Genomic DNA, 17,633 nt, shown 5'->3' on the forward strand with positions numbered 1-17,633 from the left:
GTGGGTCGGGGATTATAGTTATCGCTAACAAGCTCTTTAACTGCTCGGTGCAAATAGTTCCACGTGAAACTATCTGTACCGAGCAGTCAAATCATTAAAGGTAAAACCCAAACTCTATTAAGTGCTTATCCTATAAAGTACCACTATAAGCAGCTTACAATAAGTTGGTATTTCACGTCGCTCATACGCCACTGTTAGCCTGTGCAAATCACACTTGCTGAAAGCCGTGTTACTGACTGATCAATTAATATAAGTTTGCGCTATTAATGGTGACTATCTGACTATTTATCAAGCAAAAAGTTTTATCAAAGTCGTTTTATAGTCAAAATTAGAACAAAAGTAACAGGTTATTGGCCGCCGTTCAGGGCTACGCCGACTAGCGACTTATCCCCTATCGATGCCATTATTTTAGACGATAAAAAAGCGCCTAAAACGAACATGTAGTAAGTTCAGTATAAAAATGATATAGCGGAGCTGGGATGAATTTTTCGCAGCTGTGCATCATATTACGATGACAATATTTTATTAAGACTCGACTATGAAAACGAATATAAAAACAAATATAAAAATAAGTGGCTTATTTTCCATATCAAACGGCACAATAAGCATGGTAATATTTGACGCTTAAGGTGACTTCACAGTGACCCTCTTATCCTTTATCTTTATCATTGTTTTTATTAGGAATAGCCTGCTATGAAAAAACTGTCTGCCCTCATTGTGCTGTTGATCGTTGCAGCGGTAGTCATCTACGCAGGTTCGCCCTACTACGCAGCCTATCAGCTCAAAAACGCTTATGAGGCTAGAGATGGGGCGACCATCGCAGCCGCCATAGACTATCAAGCGCTTCGACCACGGATAAAATCGCAACTGACCGATGGCTTTGCCGCCACGTTAACTCAGTATCCCATGGTAGCAGAGCTGGGTGGCACGGCATTAACCACGGCGGCCAATACCTTTATTGATAAGTCAGTCGATGGGGCCCTTACCGCACAAAATATTGAACGACTGATTCAGACTCAAGGTCAAGCCAATCAAGCGACCAAGGAGCTGGCCGCAGCATGGGCTATCGCGAGTAATAAGATTGATCTACAGAATCTAATTCAAGATATGATTGTCCACCGCGGCGATGTCGATGCAGTGGTTAAAGGTCAGATCGAGCAGATGATGGACAAGCAGGCGGCTGAGCTACAATCTAAAGCCGCTCAGGGGTCAGACAGTGCCCAGCCCACGCTTAGCTACTGTGGTGTTAATTGCTTTACCGTCTCGGGTCAAATAAAAGGCTATCCATTGACCGTTGAGATGCAGCGGCAAGGGCTTATCAACTGGAAGATAGTCAATGTCGTACTACCCTAGCACCTGCTATAAGTATCTTATTGAGCCAGTTTGTGCTAATTAACATGTAAAAACTCTAAGAACTCGGCGCTCTCAAAGCTGGCCTGATAGGGAGTGCCGTCTTCTCGAAATATCATCGGCGTGGCTATTACCACCAACCCTTTGGCCTTAAGCTGATTGGCCAGTAGGTTATTGGTTTTATCTTCTTCACCTTGGACAGCAGAGCAAGTATTGGCTACTTTTTGACCTGTCATTGCAGCATCTAAGGCTTGCTTACGAGCAGTGCTCTCTGTCTTACACCAAATCTGGCGCATGGGCTCAAACGACTCTTCATAAACGGGAAAGCCAATAACCTTGATGGTAATACCCTTAGCATTAAGCTTAGGGATGAGCTTATGAAATCGGCGACAATACGGGCAATTAATATCCGTCGCCACATAAACGACAGCCCGCTGCGCTGTAGTTGCAGGGTAGATAATCAGCTCTTGCTCATCCAATTGTGCAAATATCTGACGATTCTTTTGCCGCTCGAAGTTCTCATCCAGCTCATTAATCTGACCGTCTTCAATAGTGAATATCTCGCCATCCGTAAAAACGCTCGCATCGGTAGTGGTGATAAAAGGGGTCTCATCCACCGTCATGCCCCAAATCAGCCCAGGAATACTCGTATGGTATAACGGTATCTGCGCGCTCATGTTCTCTAGCATACTCATATTTTTAAGCATGGATTGGCGCAGCTCATCACTGACCGGCATACCCACTTGGCTCTGACTCGCAGGCTCGCTAGGTACTATCGTCAGCTTAGGACTAGGGTTAGGTTGCAGTGTGCCTTGTAAGGCATGTCGCCCATCGGCAGTAATATGTAAAGGCGGCATACCCTGCAGATTAACTTGATACATTGAAGGTAGCTCAGAGGGTACTATAGATAAAATAGCAGGTTTAATCCCTGCCTCTGTCAGCGTGCGGCGAATATGCGCCTGAATGGCCGTAACATCGGTAGACGTTACATGACTCTGGGCAGGCATATCTCTCGCCTTAGTAGCCATGTTAGCTGGTGACTTAGCCCCAGTAACCGCAGTACTGGTCGAATCTGCCTCTGTGCTTGCCATACTAGCAGTGCTGGCTAAGCTCAACATAACCGCTGCCCCTAGCGTGCCAGCTTTTATCAAACCAACCCACTCTGGCTTTGCATAAGTAAATCTCTTTGAATAAAGGATCTTTGTCTTCATTGCTATTACCTTTTCATTAAACAGGCTTTGCTATCGTTCATCCTATTTAAGACTGATACGTAAAAGAGTAGCTGGTATAAATTTGCTGGCTAGACGTCATGAGGTGGTTAAGGCAGTCATAAATTTATTCCAGCGACTTTGTGTCAAGTCTAAAATGGATTGACTATACTATCTATTACAAACTGTATTTTTAAATCCTAAGATAACCATGGATAATCATAAGACTTAACTGACTTACTGCTTTGCTTGACACGATATTTTAGTGTTTAAAAACTTGTATCGTGACTTCATTGCTACGTTATATCTTCACCACTTTCGCTATTATGCTATGACTCAATTACCCATGACCCATTCAACCAACAATGCCAATACACGACAGACCACTATCCTAGACGGCGGTATGGGCCGAGAATTAGAACGACGCGGCGCGCCCTTTCGTCAGCCTGAATGGTCAGCGCTTGCGCTAATAGAAGCACCGCAACATGTCCTTGCCGCGCACCTAGCCTTTATTGCCGCTGGCGCCAATGTCATTACGATTAACAGCTATGCCATCACGCCATTTCACCTAGGAGAGCGATTTTATAGCGAAGGTCTAGCGTTGGCAACGACGGCAGCCAAGCTCGCTTATAAAGCAGTACAGTCGGGTAACAACGCAGTACCAGACGCAAGCCAAACATCTGCTCAAATTGCTGCTTGCTTACCGCCCCTATTCGGCTCTTATCGCCCTGATTTATTCAAACGTGAAGCAGCAGCGCAAATTGCAAAGCCATTAATCGACGCTCAAGCACCCTTTGCCGATATTTGGTTGGCAGAGACCGTTAGTAGTATTCAAGAGGCGGTCACGTGGTATGAGCTGGTAGCTAAGTTTGAAGGGGATAAAAAAGAGAACTGTAAAGACAACGGCGAAAACGATAAAAATGCCCTAGGTGCACAAAAGAAGAAGCCATTTTGGGTAGCGTTCACGCTAGATGACAGTGATTTAGATGCACAATTGACAGTGCAATTGAAGGAAGCTATAAGCAATACTGAAGTTGGTACTGACCCTATAGCCAAGCCAATGCCAGTCGTCACGCTACGCTCTGGCGAATCAGTCTCGGAAGCCGTCACTGCTATGATAGGCTTAGGTGTCGACGCCATATTGTTTAATTGTAGTCAACCAGAAGTGATGTTATCGGCGTTACAAGTGGCCAAAGACAGTATTGACCGCGAAGGTGGCAAACAACGGCTTGGGGTATATGCCAATGCTTTTGCGCCAAAGCAAGTGCATAAACAGGCCAATGCCGAGCTGCGTGGTATCCGCCAAGACACCACGCCAGAGAACTATCTGACATGGGCGCAGCAGTGGCGTGATGCAGGAGCAGATATTATCGGCGGTTGCTGCGGCATCGGCACCGAGCATATTGCCAAATTAGCAGCAGGGTTAGCGGCAGCAAGTTAGAACTGCGCCACCTCGTCTTCGGTCAAAAAGCGACTGTCGCCTTTGTCTAACCCTTCTAAGGTAATGCCGCCAATACTAGCGCGGTGCAGCTCAATGACTTTATTGCCAAAGTAAGCCATCATACGCTTGACCTGATGGTATTTACCTTCAGTCAATATGAGGCGCGCATGAGTCTCATCAATAAACTCTAGGCTCGCAGGCTTGGTCTTTTCATGATCGCCCTCTAGCAAGATACCTTGGGCGATCTTTTCTACCGCATTCGCCTGCGCCGCCTCGTCCATTGGATCGGCCAACGTTAATTCATAGACCTTTTCGTGTTGGTGCTTAGGGCTAGTCACCCGGTGTAACCAACTACCATCATCACTCAAGATAAGCGCGCCTGTCGTATCGACATCAAGGCGACCAGCAATGCGTAAGCTGGTTAGTTCAGGGACGGCGATAAGCTCGGTCACGATAGGGTATTCTTTGGGCTTAAGGGTACACTCAAAGCCTTCGGGCTTATAAAGTAAGATATAGCGGTTGCCCGTGGCGACAGATAGTGTCTCACCCGCCCACATGACCTCATCATTTAACTCATCGACGTGTAGACTACCGTCTTTGACCACCTGATCATTGACAGTAATCTCTGAAGCGTGCAGTACCTTTTTGGCCTCTTTCCGAGACAGCTCGGTGGCTTTACTGATAAATTTGTCTAAGCGCATTTGTGCTATCCTAATCTTAACTTAATAAATATCGTTGTATTGGCATCTTGCGCCAGTTTACCATATTCAGAAGTTATCGCCTTTTATCACCCACTCTTTTATTCTCTACTGCGCCTATGACTTATCAAACTTTAGCTCGACCAGTAACTGCTCGCCTTGAGATCAAAAAGTCTGAGTTTATCGCCTACGCCTACCCAGTCAATAATCGTGAGGAGGCTATGTTTCACGTGGAACAATTGCGTGAGAAATATCCTGACGCTCGCCATCACTGCTGGGCCTATATCATCGGTGACCCTGATAATACCACCAGTGCAGGCTTTGACGACGATGGTGAACCCGGTGGTACTGCTGGTAGACCGATCCTAAACGTGCTTCAACATAAGAGTATCGGCAATATCATCATCATCGTGGTGCGCTACTTTGGCGGGATTAAGCTCGGTGCAGGAGGTCTCACTCGCGCTTATGCAGGATCCGCGCAAGCTGCCGTTGACGAGATGCGACTCACCCCGTTCGTGCCAATGACGCAGGTGCAAATCGCGTCAGACTTCGCCAACGAATCGCAAGTTCGCTACGTGGTCGAGGACTTAGGTGGCAGTGTTGGCGACGTCACTTATAATAAGGCGGTCACCTTGACAGTCACGCTACCTGAGTGCGAAATTGAGACGCTAAAAGACCGTCTTGCTATGGATGGACAAGTGATTGAGCCGAAAAAATAACGCTTAAAATAGCTGGTTTTAATACTGGAGAATCGATTCAGAATAAGGCATGATAGGCAACAGTAATTTCAGTGACCAACTGTACACTAAAACTTATTGGTTTTGTCATACGTAGAGGGTATGATAATTCTAAACTGCATCCAGCTTAGTTTGGCATGACTGCCAACCTATCCATAAAATGCTAGATGCTCACAATAAGATGCCAAATTTGCCTTATTTATCTGAAGACATTATCCATGACACAAAAAAAGACCTTTACCGCGCCCGCTTTTAAGCCGCCTTTCTGGCTATCCAACACTCACTTACAGACTATCTTGCCCAAGTTCATCATGCCAGAAGCGCCGCCCTATCGCCGTGAGCTGACCTTGGACTCCTTGAATGAAAGCGAGGTCGCTTACGATTTTTATGATGTCGACGAAGCGCCACCTAAAGATGGCGATCGCTATCAGACACCAATCGTCGTACTGTTTCACGGCATGGAGGGCAGCAGCCTGAGTCACTATGCACGAACGCTCGCCTACTACGTCCACGCCCAAGGCTGGCACTTTGTAGTAGCGCACTTTCGTAGTTGCGGCGGCGTACCGGTACGCGGTAGAGTATTTTATGATGCAGGCGATAGCCTTGAAGTCCATCATTCGCTGCAATATTTGGCCAAACGCTATCAGACAGTCCATGCCGTCGGCACCTCCCTCGGTGGTAATGTACTCGGCAAATACATGGGCGAATACGGTGATGAGGCCCTTTGTGAAGCGGCGGCTATCGTCTCTGCCCCACTTGATCTTGCCTCCTCGTCCATCGCTATGGAACGCCTGCTAGGTCGCCGCGTCTATACGCCCTACCTGCTTAATCCTATCGTCGCCAAAGCACTAGGCCATCAGCTTAGTGAAGAAGAAATCGCTGGGGTCAAAGCCAGCCGCCGCATCAGTGAGTTTGATCAGGTCTTTACCGCCCCAAGGCATGGCTACCGCTCCAAAAACGAGTATTATCGTCAAGCTTCCGCCCTGCCCTACCTACATAAGATCACCAAACCAACGCTGATTATTACTGCCAAAGACGATCCGTTTTTGGGCGTGGTGCCTGACAATGGAGACATCTCCAACCAAGTGGTACTTTGCGAACCTAAACATGGTGGTCATATTGGCTTTGTCACTTGGACAGACAAGAAGTTCGATACTGACTGGTATCCCAAGACCGTCATGCAGTTCTTTTATACGACTTAATATTCAGCAATAAGACCCATATAAAATAAAAACGAGTGCTATTAAGCGCTCGTTTTTGCTATTGGCAACTAAAAAGTGTGACAGCCAAGGTGCTATAAAATACGCTCAAGGTTATTCAATAACGCTGCCATACTGTGCTATTTTAATTAGACTTTTGCCTGTATTTACCACTATTAGAGCCACATTATGTACCCTTATTTACGCTATACCACGTCTATTGCTAAAGCCATCGTCGCCACTAAAAAGGGCCAGACAGTCGATATCGCCGATACTGCTGAGATTACCCTGCGCTGCCGCCTAAACGACATCGACCCTTTCTTTGAGATGAATAATGGCCGCGCGTTGACGCTTTATGACTTTGGCCGTACTGACTTTGCCATTCGCACTGGCCTTGGCAAAATGCTACTGAAAAAGCGCTGGAGTCTGGTGGTCGCAGGCAGCACCATTCAGTATCGTAAGCGAATTCGCGCCTTCGACAAGGTCACGATTAAGACTCGTGTTGCCGCTATCGATGAGCGCTGGGTCTATATTGAACAGTCGATGTGGGTCAAGGGTAAGCCTTGCTCTTCTGCGGTATTGCGAACAGGGGTGACAGAAAAGGGACGCGTGATTGAGACTAAGCGAATCTTAGAGGCTATAGGCAAATCTGGCTGGGAGATGGCGCCGACGGGTTATGTGAAAGAGTGGATTGAGAGCGATACGCATCGACCTTGGCCGCCGGTGGGTTAGATTTTACATCAAACAGCTATCGGAACTTCATTTTCTTGTGTTCTTTTTTCATACGGAGGTAGCAATTTTTCTTCTCCATAAACTCATAAAAACTTATCGATTTCTTTAATACTACTTTCAGTTAGCTTATAGTACTTGGAAAAATCGTGGATAATGTGCCGGAACTTTGCAAATTTTTTCACACCTTTATTCTTGAATAGCGAAAAACCATCTTTATTTCTACGAGCGATTAAAGTTTTCTCAACAAAACTATCACAGATAGGATACGCATTTTTATTATGCAAATTACAGTATTTAGTAGCAAATGAATAAAAAATAATTTCAGCATTATTTTTTGGTTCGTATTTCATATCCTTTAGCTATTTTAGAAACTACATCTAGGTTACCTGCTATTAGCTTCTCATCAATATTAGAATTTAGTATATGTTTAAATAGTTTAAGAATACTATAGATATTTGTACCGTATAGTTCATTTACTACACAGATTTTTAGAATAATATCTTCTAAAACAGTATTCCTTTCTAATTCGGAAAATAGTTTTGTTATTACTTTATCTGTAGAACAGTATCGCTCATCACCGTCAAATTTATCTGTATATTTTTTATTAAACTATCTTTCACATTATCTAGTTCAACATTATTTTTCGTATAAATCCTTATATTTATAAATTTTAACCTTATGCATTAGAAATAAATGTTTTACTAAAACACAACTAGAGTAATTTATATTTTTTCTTTTACTTGCAACTCACGAAGCTTCTATATTTAATTTAGCCACTTTCTTATTAACTGTCTACTTTTTTCATACCCTGTATCATCACTGACATGTAATCCAATACTATATTAGTTAGTTCTACTAACCTCCTACTTCATTAAAGTGGATATACCTACGTTCTTACTATACTCTTTCCCCGTTAAAAGTATCGGTTTAAATAAGCTCTTTAGTTATACCTCTTGAGAGGTAAAGTGAATTTTCAATTTAAGACTCTATTAAAGTAACCTTTTAAAGCTACAACGCTCTAGCCAAATAAAATAAATAAAAAACCACCGCCAAATCCATGACGGTGGTTTTTTAATAATCACCTAAAACGTCTAAGAGCTAGCCGCTACCCTACGCCGAGTATACCAACTCAACCCCCAGCTCATTCAACGTCTCCCAGTAATTGGGATAAGTCTTGGCAACGCAATCAGGGTTACGTATTGAGATACCATCTAGCAACAGCCCTGCCAGCGAAAAGCACATGGCGATACGGTGATCGTCCTTGCTGTCAATTAACACGTTATCATTAGCCAAGCTCTTCAAGTCTAGGTCACCATACACCACAAGGTCATCGCCCTGCTCTTCGGCAAGTTTCGGATGGATATTGCACAGCCCTTCTCGAAGGGCGCTAATGCGGTCGCACTCTTTCACCCGTAGATTTTCAATGCCGGTAAAGCGAATTGGTTTACCGCAGAACGCTGCCATCACTGCCAATGTCGGCACGGCATCTTGGAACTGCGAGCCATCAATGACGTCGGGGAAATCAGGAAAGGACTGGATAAGGTCGAACACTCGGGCATCGGGCTGGGTCATGGCGCGTGGGTCACAGCCGATATCGATTTGACCACCGGTTAACGCTTCCATTGCCCAGATATAAGTGGCAGATGAGGCATCAGGCTCGACCTGATAGTCAGTAGCGCTATAGCTCTGCGGCTCAATCGACCAACCATTGTCTTCTGCCTTGGTCGTTACGCCGAATTTCTGCATTAAGTCTAAGGTCAGATCAATATAACCGCGACCACCAATGTGGTCATCTTGCATTGCGACTTTGAGGCCATTGGTGCCATTTGGGGCGAGCATCAACAAGGCAGAGACATATTGGCTAGATAAGTTAGCATCGATACTGACTTCTTTACCATCAAAGCCACCACGGCCGTTAATAGTCAGCGGCGGACAGCCCGTCTTGCAGGTGACGTCAACGCCGAGACTGGTGAGCGCGTCAACGAGTGGCATAATGGGCCGCGCGCGCATATAGTCATCGCCATCAATGGCGACACTACCGTCGACAAGACAGCTGATTGCGGTTAAAAACCGTGTCGCCGTGCCTGCATTACCGAGAAATATTGGCTGGTCAGGGGCCTTGAGCGACCCTGTTGCGATTACCTCGATGGTCGTCGGCGAGCTAAATGATATCTCCACCCCCATCAACCCAAGCGCGGTAATCATGACCTTGGTATCATCACTGAGCAGCACATGCTGTAAGGTACTTTTACCTTTTGATAATGCCGCTAAAACCAGCGCCCTATTGGTCAGCGACTTAGACCCTGGTACGCGAATACTGCCTTGGATAGGCTGCGGATGCTTTAGGACGGTGACATAGCTTGAGCTTGAATTAGCGTGAGAAGACAGTTCCATTGATATTACCTAAAAACGAATTTATAAGCGAAATTGACCTAGTATAGCTTGATTTAAAGCTATTTTTGAATCTCTATTCTCACGACTTAGTATGCATCGAATGATAACTGTCCATAACTTGCCAACATTCTTGTGACTCGATCAACCGACTACCATTCCTAGCAGTAAACTATAGCGCCACTAATTATTAAATAACTGCTTTTGCATTAGTATCTGACATCCTTGTCTATCGGCGCGCTTTACTGACCTTTAATACTATTATTTAGCTGTTGGCGAAATTCTATATACGCACTCGCTGTATCTTTTACTGCCTCAATCATCGGTACATGTCCGACTTCTGGCATCATTATTACCTTAGCGTTCGGCATCAGCTCCACCATCAGCTCAGCGGTCTCTGGTTTTAGTACCTTATCCTCTGTGCCCCAAACGATCAGCGTGGGAATATCGTGCTCAGCGACGACTTGAGCGCGCGTCTCTACATTATCTTCAAGCACTTGATCGATGATTTTGGCTTGCAGATCGCGATTGGCGATACTCTCTTGAGCAAAGACCGCTTGCACCGTCTTAGGAATATAAGGCGGCTTGGACATCACCAAGTCATACAGCGCAAAATAATCCTTAGCATTGTCAATTAATAGTGGATTATCTTCTGGGTCTAAGTCTTGAAACTCCTCACGCAGACCTACTGACCAAAAGCCGCCGCTGTCGAGCAACCACAGGCTTTTGACGTTATCAGGGTACATCGCTGCATAGGCGACACTAATGCCCCCACCCATCGAATTACCACCAACATGAATGGCCGAATCTAACCCTTTGGCCTGTAATAACTCATGCAACCGCTGCGCTTGGGCATCGCTGCGGTAATCTGCCTGCGCAGGCTTACTAGAATCACCAAAGCCTAGTAGGTCTGGGATGATGAGATGATAATCGCCTAACTGCTTTGCAATACGAGTAAAGTTGTCTTTATTACCGCCAAAGCCGTGAACCAATAATAAAGGCTCACCTGTTAGATTGCCGCCCTCTAAATAAGTTATCTTATCGCCGGAGGCTAGCGTAAAGGCTTTGGTCTCTAAATCGGACTTATGGCGTTCGAGCTGAACTAGCTTTTGGGTGGTGGCGACGGTAAGGCTATTGGGCGTAGTGCAGCCTACTATAGATAGATATAGTATGGCCGTAAGACCTAGGCGCACGAGATTATTAACAGGATTTCTATTCACAATTTACTCATTGCTTAGTGATTAAGACTCGATTAAAGCAGATTCTTAGTCGCTGGACAAGCGCGAAGTGAGAACTCGTTAGCGCCATCACCCTTTATCACGACCCTAACACTATTATCCTTAATCAATAATAACCATATCTCTTCGCTCAATTTTTCGGTACAGTAACTTGAGTGTTTGGCAGTCAGGGCATCAATGAAAGGAGAAAATAAGATGAGCTTGTTAGAACAATTGGGCATGAGCTGCCCTATCGTGCAAGCACCAATGGCTGGCGGAGCAACGACTCCCGAACTAATCGCAGCGGTCAGTAACTTCGGTGGGTTAGGCTCGCTAGGGGCAGGGATGACCCCACCTGAGACACTGTCCCAGCAGATTAATACCATTAAGTCGCTGACCTCTCAGGCTTTTGCGGTCAATCTAATGGTACTGAGCGAAACAGAGTCTTCAACCGTCGATACGGCCATGCCGCAATGGTTGGCACAGCACTATGCCGATAATGACATTGAGGTAGCGTTACCTAGTCGTCCTGCGCAAAGTTTCGCTGAACAATTCCAAGCTCTACTCGACAATCCTGTTCCCGTCGCTAGCTTTACCTTTGGCATTATCAACTTGGAGCAAGTCGCAGCGTTACACAAGGTAGGCAGCAAGGTCATCGGTACAGCCAACCATCCTTTGGAAGCCAAAGCTTGGGCCGATATTGGAGCAGATGCGGTTTGCGTTCAGGGCGTAGAAGCAGGCGGCCACCGCGGTGGCTGGCTAGCAGATAGCGACACCGACCCCTTAGGACTACTCACCTTAATCACCCAAGCCCGAGCAGTTACTAAGCTACCCCTTATTGCCGCTGGTGGCATCATGACTGGGGCAGCGATTAAAGCTGCACAAGCGGCAGGGGCGGAGATGGTACAGATGGGTACGGCGTTTTTGACGACACACGAAGCCGGCATTAACCGCGCTTATAAAGACACGTTACTCAAGGTGGCGCAAGGCGAGCGCCCTGCATTGACGCGGCTCACTAGACTGTTCTCCGGTAAACCTGCGCGCGCCCTCATCAATGACTACTTGACAACGTATGCGCAGTACGATGCTGCTCAGACCCTACCGCCCTATCCTCAGCTTAATGCAATGACGAGAAATTTGAGAGCCGAGGCTAGCCAAGCTGGCGATGTCGAGCAGCTATCGATGTGGGCCGGTCAAGGGGTAAGTTTGGTACGCTCAGAGAGTGCGGCAGAGTTAATGGAGCGATTGGTTAGAGAGGTGTAATCGAGTCTAAAGAAAAGAACGTCATCGAAATATGAGGCGCAACTGCTATAAAGGTTTCTAGCGTGCTACGAGTGTGCTGATAGAGGCTGTAAAAAATTCATCCCCGTACCGCTGTAGCGTTTTTATAACGAGCTTACTATATCGTAGTGGTCGTGATTAGAGCTTTGATTACTAAAAAACTTCTTGATGCCTAATTCAGGCGCGATTGCTTTTCCGATTGGCTTTTTTATTACCAGTCTAATGCTAAGAGTCTTTGGTTGATCATTAATGTGCTTGGCGACATTTTAGTAGTTAACATCAGTGCTGGTAGACGCAGATTGGCGTCAATTTGCCGCAGTCAGCTTTTGCTGTTGCCGAGGGACGAGGCGCGGCCATAGTCATGACAGAGCGTCTACCTGTGAGACGCATATTTCTCCCTGTCTAAAGATCTGAGATATTAAGGCCATTGTTTTGGCTTTTGCTTTTTTTCGTCTAATCTCTCCACATCTCTTTTTTGAATACCTTGACCAGCCAATCTGCGACAGCACGAACCCTAGCAGCGCGGCCGATATTGTTTTGTCTAGCGTACAAATCGTACAGTTAGACGCATTATTTGACCCAAACAATATTGCAGGGGCACGATATCCAAAGGCGGGCTGGGTCGGTATTGAGGACTGACGGGATTACGGATTAATAGTACGGTGCTTAGAATTAAAAAGCCCAAGCCATAGTAGGCTGCTTAAACCTGTCACAAGGATAACTATTAGCACGACTTTAGCTTCTTGCATTGTGATCCTGCCCTTTGTCATTAACATAGCCCTACCCAGCGTCCCTATTTCGTTCTATCGCAATTTGCTTTATAATTGGCGCCCCTCAGGTTCCCTCAACCCTGATTCAAAAAAAGGACTCTTATATGAGCACTCGCCCAACCATCATTGCTAGCCCCTCAAACCACCAAATCCCAACCATTGGCTATAACCGAGCTTTATTTTGGCTTATCGGTCTGCATATCTTTATCATTGCTGTCAGTAATTATCTGGTGCAGATGCCTCTCGAAATCTTTGGCTTTATTACCACTTGGGGCGCGATTACCTTTCCGTTTATATTCCTCATTACTGATCTGACTGTGCGAATATTCGGTCGGCAATTGGCAAGGCGGATAATATTTTTTGCCATGTTGCCAGCGCTGGCCATCTCCTATTATTTCTCTGTGGTATTCGCCAATGGTCAGTTTATCGGTCACGAGCATCTGCTCGATTTTAACCTGTTTGTCTTTCGCATTGTCTTAGCGAGCTTCAGCGCTTATGTCGTCGGGCAGCTTTTAGATATCCAAGTCTTTAACAAATTGCGCCAACTAAAGACCTGGTGGATTGCACCTCTGGCATCGACGATCATTGGTAATCTGGTGGACAGTCTGTGCTTTTTTGCTATTGCCTTCTACAAAAGCCCCGACCCTTTTATGGCAGCGAATTGGATCGAAATCGGCACGATGGATTACGCATTTAAACTACTGATGGGGGTGTTTATCTTTTTGCCGCTATATGGCGTGATATTAGCCAAGTTGCAGAAGCTGCTGGCAGGGAAATAAAGTTAGAATAGGACAATTGAGTAGAATACATTGAAGTCAGACAGTCTTAGCGTGGGTACAACGTAGTGAAACCTACGAGATAATAACTCCGAGTTCGAAGTGAACAGCATTATTTCTGTAAGCGGTGTATATAAAACGCCCCTAGATCCGCCTTTGCAAAGGGCGACTTTAACTCTATTTAAATTTCAATAGAGCTGACTTCCTTGCTTTTTAAAGCATGAGCGAGGATAAGCAAGTATCCTGTGAATACTTGCCCGAAGCGCAAGATGTAGAGCTATGCTAGAAGGGCTGGGGATAGATTTGCAGTTTGAACTTACAGCTTATATCTGCAGCTTGCTACACGCTAACGCTTGGTCACCTTCAACGGATATGAACCAGTGAGCGGCCACTCTCCACCAGCTCAATTCCCTCTGCTAATATGCCTCGCAGCGCTCCTTCAGTGCCTGATTCATAAGCACATAGCTTTGCTCTAAATCTTTAATTAGCCCGCCCATAACGGGTACAATAACGCCCTTGAAAATCTCGCCTTGCACAAAGGTCGTGCTGCCATCTTTATTGTCTTTGACTTCGAAGTAATGCTCTCCTGTGAAGATCGCTTTAAGCAGTAACTTGCCTTTCCAGCGAAAAGTGTCTTTTTCCCTAAATTCTAGTAACTTAGGACGTACTCTCAAGGTCTTGCCTTTGGGGGTAGTGATCTTAAGTTTAAACTTTTTGCCCACTTTATTGTTCGTACCCAAGTGGCGAATGGTCGGGTTCCACTGAGGATATGCTTGATAGTCTATCAAGACGCCCCAGACAGTATCGAGTGGGGCATTAATCCTGATGGACTTGCTGACTTCTTTCATAGGGCTTCCTTGCAAAGGGATGGTCTAAATTGAGACCGAGTATAGGAGATCATCAAAACGTTATAAAACCAACGTTAGCGTCTTAAAATAGCATTATTTCCTAGTACTAAAGCAATAATTTGTGGCGAATATTAGATATTATTTTTATTATATTCAGCTTTTTGCTAATCGTGACTGATTTTAGCAAAGGCTTAGCTGCTATTTATGAGTTAAAAGGGTCTTGATAAATAAAGGGTTTTAATGGATAAAGGTGCCGCTTGTCATGCGTATTCATGCTAAATATTATCGTTTAATTTTTACGGGGATGATGGCGATATTGATGTCGTTTATTATCTCGACCGTCTTGCTGTTGATCAAAATTGGTTGGAGCGATCACTTCATTGACGACTTGCTGCATTCGTGGAGTTTGGCCTTCATGGTCGCGTGGCCGTGCGCGTATATTTGTGCTTATCTCATCCAAGAGCACGTGCTAAGCCGCATTGAGTTTCATCGTGATGAGTGATGACTACCTCAGCAGCTTGCAAGCTTAAAACTTAGCCTAAATTAGCGTCTGTTAATAAAAACTCAACCGCTGCTTTTGCATGAATCGCCGTCGTATCAAATACGGGTATCGGGCTATCAGATTGTTTAATTAACAGTCCAATTTCGGTACAGCCTAGGATGACCCCTTGCGCCCCCTGCTCCGCTAATTGCTCAATAATTTCGACATAACGCTGGCGAGCAGTCTCAGTAAACTTACCTTGGCACAGCTCTTCATAAATAATGCGATGCACCTCATTACGAGCTAGCTCCTCGGGTACTATTACGCTCAGTCCGGCCTCAACCAAACGCTGCTTATAGAAGTCCTCGGTCATGGTAAAGTTAGTCCCCAGTAGCGCGACCTTGGTCAGTCCCTTCTCTTGAATCGCCTTTGCTGTCGCCTCTGCAATATGAATTAAGGGTAAGTCCGTTGCCGCTTGCACTTCATGGGCGACCTTGTGCATGGTATTGGTGGCAATGAGCTGCCCTTGCGCCCCTGCTCGCTTTAAGCGCAATCCGCTCTCCACCAAAATTCCTGCCATCGCTTCCCAATCGTTCTGTGATTGCAACGCTTCGATAGGGGCAAAGTCTAAGCTGTGAATGAGCAAGTCCGCTGAATGAAGGCCGCCTAATTCCCGTTTTACTCCTTGATTAATCAATTGATAATACGTTTGCGTACTCTCCCAGCTCATGCCGCCAATGATGCCTATCGTGCGTTGTTGCTGCGCAACCTTGTTCATAATCTTTCCTTATTACTATTAAATTTTAGCTATTACCTAAATCAATCAACTTAACGTAGCCTTCGCCTTGCGCGTAAAATGGCTGCGCTTTAAATTCGCCAATACTAATCCCGATAGAATCAATCCCATCGCCAGCATCTTCCACCAAGTCACCACCTCTCCGGTTAATAACACCGAGGTGACCATACCAAATACGGGCACTAACAGCGCAAACGGCATCACCTTTGAGGCGGTATTCTCGCTAAGCAGAAATGCCCACAATCCAAAGCCAATCAGAGTAGAAATATAAACAATAAAGCCAAGAGACAGCCATGATTTCATTGACGCCTCGGTAAAGGAGGCGACTTGCCAAGCAGCGGTCTCAAATATCAATGAGGCAATGGTCAAAATGACGCAGGCTATCAAGCCGCCCCACACCACCAATGACAGTGCCGATAAAGGCGCTGATATTGAAGCGGATCTCGAAGTTGATAGTGAAGCTGCATTTGCTACGCTACCCGCGAGTTCTGCGCGCAATAGCGAGGCCTGTTTGGAGGCTTGTTTAGAGGCAATGTTGCCAAAGCTCCAACCTGTAGCGGCAATCAGAATACAAATAAACCCAAGCAGCGGCATATCTCCCCCTAAGTTGGCAGCAATCACCGCTAGTCCCAATACGCCAATGACCATGCCGACTATCTGCATTCGGCTAACAGGCTCGCCCAGCATAAAATAAGCGAGCAGTACGGTGATAAATATCTGTAATTGCAAAAGTAAGGCGGTCAGGCCAGCCGAAGCCCCAAGGTGCATGGCGGTAAACACAAAGGCATATTGCATGACAAACGTGCCAATCGCATAAACGAATAAAGTGCGGTTAAACTTGGGCGGCCTAAGGAATAGTACCAGCGGAATGGCGGTAAAAAAGAAGCGCATGGCACTGAGCATTAGCGGCGGAAAGCTCTCAAGGCCCCACGCAATAAAGGTAAAATTAATACCCCAGATAAGGGTGACAATAACAGCCAGTAAAAGGTGAAGTGGGGTCATTTTTACCTAATCCTTATTATAATTGTTAATGGGTTAAGACTCAGACGAGATACTTATTTATCAATAATTTAGATCCACAACGACACCGCACAATATCCCGTCATCACTACAATTACTGCGTGAATCACTTTCATCACTCGCGGCAAATGCACCAGCTTTCGCAGCCAATGACCCCCTGCTGCCCACCAACCAATTGAGCCAATATTTATAAGGGCGCACATCATAAGCAGTGGCCAATTGTCCAGCCACAATCGCCCGTTATGCATCATGGCCAAGCTGGGCGCGACCATGGTCATCGTCCACGCTTTAGGGTTGAGCCACTGAAATAGCATGGCCTGCCCAAAGCTCAAGGGCAACTCACCAAAGCGCTGCTTGGCCGCACCCTCCCCAATTTTTCACGGTTTAAGGCATCGTTGACGATAGTGCTAAAGTCACTTCGTGCCATCTGATGGGTCAGCCATAATAGATACAACGTGCCAAGGATTTTAATGGTCAGCATGATGCTGGGATGATTGACGATGAACGTCGCCATGCAATAGCATTAAGTTATTTGGCCCCGGCGTGATTGAACTGACCAACATAAAGATAGCCAGTGCAGCCAAACTTCCGCTAAATCCTGTCATCGCACTAGTCCACATGACTGTCTCCATAACCACTTATCATAACTGCCTCTTATAATTGCTTTAAATAAGGACTAACAACGACT

General features: G+C 45.8%; 19 protein-coding genes. 9 read left to right on the top strand and 10 right to left on the bottom strand.

Annotation, left to right across the window (positions count from 1 at the left end; genetic code table 11):
• Positions 1-693: 693 nt before the first annotated feature.
• Positions 694-1,353: a DUF2939 domain-containing protein gene (locus EGV92_RS07800; protein ID WP_131668641.1), complete on the top strand. Its 660-nt coding sequence runs from the start codon at positions 694-696 to the stop codon at positions 1,351-1,353.
• 35 nt (positions 1,354-1,388) lie between these two features.
• Here EGV92_RS07800 and EGV92_RS07805 read toward each other — a convergent pair whose 3' ends face one another.
• Entirely contained in the window at positions 1,389-2,561 is a 1,173-nt protein-coding gene (locus EGV92_RS07805; RefSeq protein ID WP_131668642.1) for a thioredoxin fold domain-containing protein, read from the bottom strand.
• Between the two features lie 343 nt (positions 2,562-2,904).
• On the opposite strand from EGV92_RS07805, the gene EGV92_RS07810 reads away from it, so the two are divergent.
• Positions 2,905-3,999: a homocysteine S-methyltransferase family protein gene (locus tag EGV92_RS07810; RefSeq protein WP_207401755.1), complete on the top strand. Its 1,095-nt coding sequence runs from the start codon at positions 2,905-2,907 to the stop codon at positions 3,997-3,999.
• Here EGV92_RS07810 and EGV92_RS07815 read toward each other — a convergent pair.
• Positions 3,996-4,700 carry a pseudouridine synthase gene (locus tag EGV92_RS07815; protein ID WP_131668643.1) on the bottom strand — a complete coding sequence of 235 codons (705 nt, stop codon included), beginning with the start codon at positions 4,698-4,700 and terminating at the stop codon, positions 3,996-3,998. The genes EGV92_RS07810 and EGV92_RS07815 overlap by 4 nt on opposite strands.
• 116 nt (positions 4,701-4,816) lie before the next feature.
• Here EGV92_RS07815 and EGV92_RS07820 point away from each other — a divergent pair, with 116 nt between their 5' ends.
• The 3 genes from EGV92_RS07820 (at position 4,817) to EGV92_RS07830 (ending at position 7,365) form a co-directional block, all read left to right on the top strand.
• Entirely contained in the window at positions 4,817-5,416 is a 600-nt protein-coding gene (locus EGV92_RS07820) for a YigZ family protein (protein ID WP_131668644.1), read from the top strand.
• 236 nt (positions 5,417-5,652) lie between these two features.
• The gene (locus EGV92_RS07825) at positions 5,653-6,636 is read left to right on the top strand and encodes a YheT family hydrolase (RefSeq protein ID WP_131668645.1); all 984 of its coding nucleotides are present in this window, start codon (positions 5,653-5,655) and stop codon (positions 6,634-6,636) included.
• Between the two features lie 186 nt (positions 6,637-6,822).
• Positions 6,823-7,365 (top strand): acyl-CoA thioesterase, encoded by a 543-nt coding sequence (locus tag EGV92_RS07830; RefSeq protein WP_131668646.1) that lies wholly within the window; start codon positions 6,823-6,825, stop codon positions 7,363-7,365.
• An 83-nt stretch (positions 7,366-7,448) separates the two neighbouring features.
• Here the strand turns inward: EGV92_RS07830 and EGV92_RS07835 are convergent, their stop codons facing one another.
• From EGV92_RS07835 to EGV92_RS07845, 3 genes are all read right to left on the bottom strand, one after another.
• Complete coding sequence (locus tag EGV92_RS07835) at positions 7,449-7,715, bottom strand: hypothetical protein (protein WP_131668647.1); 267 nt, start codon at positions 7,713-7,715, stop codon at positions 7,449-7,451.
• Positions 7,716-8,475: 760 nt separating this feature from the next.
• The gene (locus tag EGV92_RS07840; RefSeq protein ID WP_131668648.1) at positions 8,476-9,759 is read right to left on the bottom strand and encodes a 3-phosphoshikimate 1-carboxyvinyltransferase; all 1,284 of its coding nucleotides are present in this window, start codon (positions 9,757-9,759) and stop codon (positions 8,476-8,478) included.
• A gap of 239 nt (positions 9,760-9,998) precedes the next feature.
• Positions 9,999-10,976: an alpha/beta fold hydrolase gene (locus tag EGV92_RS07845; protein WP_131668649.1), complete on the bottom strand. Its 978-nt coding sequence runs from the start codon at positions 10,974-10,976 to the stop codon at positions 9,999-10,001.
• Positions 10,977-11,189: 213 nt separating this feature from the next.
• Between EGV92_RS07845 and EGV92_RS07850 the strand changes: the two genes are divergently transcribed.
• From EGV92_RS07850 to EGV92_RS07860, 3 genes are all read left to right on the top strand, one after another.
• Positions 11,190-12,236, top strand: coding sequence for an NAD(P)H-dependent flavin oxidoreductase (locus EGV92_RS07850; protein WP_131668650.1), 1,047 nt, complete (start codon positions 11,190-11,192; stop codon positions 12,234-12,236).
• A 450-nt stretch (positions 12,237-12,686) separates the two neighbouring features.
• Positions 12,687-12,893 carry a hypothetical protein gene (locus tag EGV92_RS07855; RefSeq protein ID WP_131668651.1) on the top strand — a complete coding sequence of 69 codons (207 nt, stop codon included), beginning with the start codon at positions 12,687-12,689 and terminating at the stop codon, positions 12,891-12,893.
• Positions 12,894-13,128: 235 nt separating this feature from the next.
• The gene (locus EGV92_RS07860) at positions 13,129-13,803 is read left to right on the top strand and encodes a 7-cyano-7-deazaguanine/7-aminomethyl-7-deazaguanine transporter (RefSeq protein WP_131668652.1); all 675 of its coding nucleotides are present in this window, start codon (positions 13,129-13,131) and stop codon (positions 13,801-13,803) included.
• A gap of 413 nt (positions 13,804-14,216) precedes the next feature.
• Here EGV92_RS07860 and EGV92_RS07865 read toward each other — a convergent pair whose 3' ends face one another.
• Positions 14,217-14,648: an SRPBCC domain-containing protein gene (locus EGV92_RS07865; protein WP_131668653.1), complete on the bottom strand. Its 432-nt coding sequence runs from the start codon at positions 14,646-14,648 to the stop codon at positions 14,217-14,219.
• Between the two features lie 262 nt (positions 14,649-14,910).
• Here EGV92_RS07865 and EGV92_RS07870 point away from each other — a divergent pair, with 262 nt between their 5' ends.
• Positions 14,911-15,150, top strand: coding sequence for a DUF2798 domain-containing protein (locus EGV92_RS07870; RefSeq protein ID WP_131668654.1), 240 nt, complete (start codon positions 14,911-14,913; stop codon positions 15,148-15,150).
• 31 nt (positions 15,151-15,181) lie between these two features.
• On the opposite strand, the gene EGV92_RS07875 is transcribed toward EGV92_RS07870, so the two are convergent.
• The 4 genes from EGV92_RS07875 to EGV92_RS07890 all read right to left on the bottom strand — a co-directional run bounded on the left by EGV92_RS07875 (position 15,182) and on the right by EGV92_RS07890 (position 17,459).
• A complete protein-coding gene (locus EGV92_RS07875; RefSeq protein WP_131668655.1) occupies positions 15,182-15,907 on the bottom strand; it encodes an aspartate/glutamate racemase family protein in 726 nt (241 codons plus the stop codon).
• Between the two features lie 45 nt (positions 15,908-15,952).
• A complete protein-coding gene (locus EGV92_RS07880; RefSeq protein WP_131668656.1) occupies positions 15,953-16,927 on the bottom strand; it encodes an EamA family transporter in 975 nt (324 codons plus the stop codon).
• A 68-nt stretch (positions 16,928-16,995) separates the two neighbouring features.
• Positions 16,996-17,259: a hypothetical protein gene (locus EGV92_RS07885; RefSeq protein ID WP_131668657.1), complete on the bottom strand. Its 264-nt coding sequence runs from the start codon at positions 17,257-17,259 to the stop codon at positions 16,996-16,998.
• A gap of 14 nt (positions 17,260-17,273) precedes the next feature.
• Positions 17,274-17,459, bottom strand: a complete 186-nt coding sequence (locus EGV92_RS07890) for a LysE family transporter (protein WP_131668658.1) — start codon at positions 17,457-17,459, stop codon at positions 17,274-17,276.
• Positions 17,460-17,633: the final 174 nt, after the last annotated feature.

This window comes from Psychrobacter pygoscelis (genome assembly GCF_004335015.1).
GTDB classification, from domain to species: Bacteria; Pseudomonadota; Gammaproteobacteria; order Pseudomonadales; family Moraxellaceae; genus Psychrobacter; species Psychrobacter pygoscelis.

Coding starts and splice junctions, on each gene's coding strand:
- EGV92_RS07800 (WP_131668641.1), top strand. CDS start 694: ATGAAAAAACTGTCTGCCCTCATTGTGCTGTTGATCGTTGCAGCGGTA.
- EGV92_RS07805 (WP_131668642.1), bottom strand. CDS start 2,561: ATGAAGACAAAGATCCTTTATTCAAAGAGATTTACTTATGCAAAGCCA.
- EGV92_RS07810 (WP_207401755.1), top strand. CDS start 2,905: ATGACCCATTCAACCAACAATGCCAATACACGACAGACCACTATCCTA.
- EGV92_RS07815 (WP_131668643.1), bottom strand. CDS start 4,700: ATGCGCTTAGACAAATTTATCAGTAAAGCCACCGAGCTGTCTCGGAAA.
- EGV92_RS07820 (WP_131668644.1), top strand. CDS start 4,817: ATGACTTATCAAACTTTAGCTCGACCAGTAACTGCTCGCCTTGAGATC.
- EGV92_RS07825 (WP_131668645.1), top strand. CDS start 5,653: ATGACACAAAAAAAGACCTTTACCGCGCCCGCTTTTAAGCCGCCTTTC.
- EGV92_RS07830 (WP_131668646.1), top strand. CDS start 6,823: ATGTACCCTTATTTACGCTATACCACGTCTATTGCTAAAGCCATCGTC.
- EGV92_RS07835 (WP_131668647.1), bottom strand. CDS start 7,715: ATGAAATACGAACCAAAAAATAATGCTGAAATTATTTTTTATTCATTT.
- EGV92_RS07840 (WP_131668648.1), bottom strand. CDS start 9,759: ATGGAACTGTCTTCTCACGCTAATTCAAGCTCAAGCTATGTCACCGTC.
- EGV92_RS07850 (WP_131668650.1), top strand. CDS start 11,190: ATGAGCTTGTTAGAACAATTGGGCATGAGCTGCCCTATCGTGCAAGCA.
- EGV92_RS07860 (WP_131668652.1), top strand. CDS start 13,129: ATGAGCACTCGCCCAACCATCATTGCTAGCCCCTCAAACCACCAAATC.
- EGV92_RS07865 (WP_131668653.1), bottom strand. CDS start 14,648: ATGAAAGAAGTCAGCAAGTCCATCAGGATTAATGCCCCACTCGATACT.
- EGV92_RS07870 (WP_131668654.1), top strand. CDS start 14,911: ATGCGTATTCATGCTAAATATTATCGTTTAATTTTTACGGGGATGATG.
- EGV92_RS07875 (WP_131668655.1), bottom strand. CDS start 15,907: ATGAACAAGGTTGCGCAGCAACAACGCACGATAGGCATCATTGGCGGC.
- EGV92_RS07880 (WP_131668656.1), bottom strand. CDS start 16,927: ATGACCCCACTTCACCTTTTACTGGCTGTTATTGTCACCCTTATCTGG.
- EGV92_RS07885 (WP_131668657.1), bottom strand. CDS start 17,259: ATGCTATTTCAGTGGCTCAACCCTAAAGCGTGGACGATGACCATGGTC.
- EGV92_RS07890 (WP_131668658.1), bottom strand. CDS start 17,459: ATGGCGACGTTCATCGTCAATCATCCCAGCATCATGCTGACCATTAAA.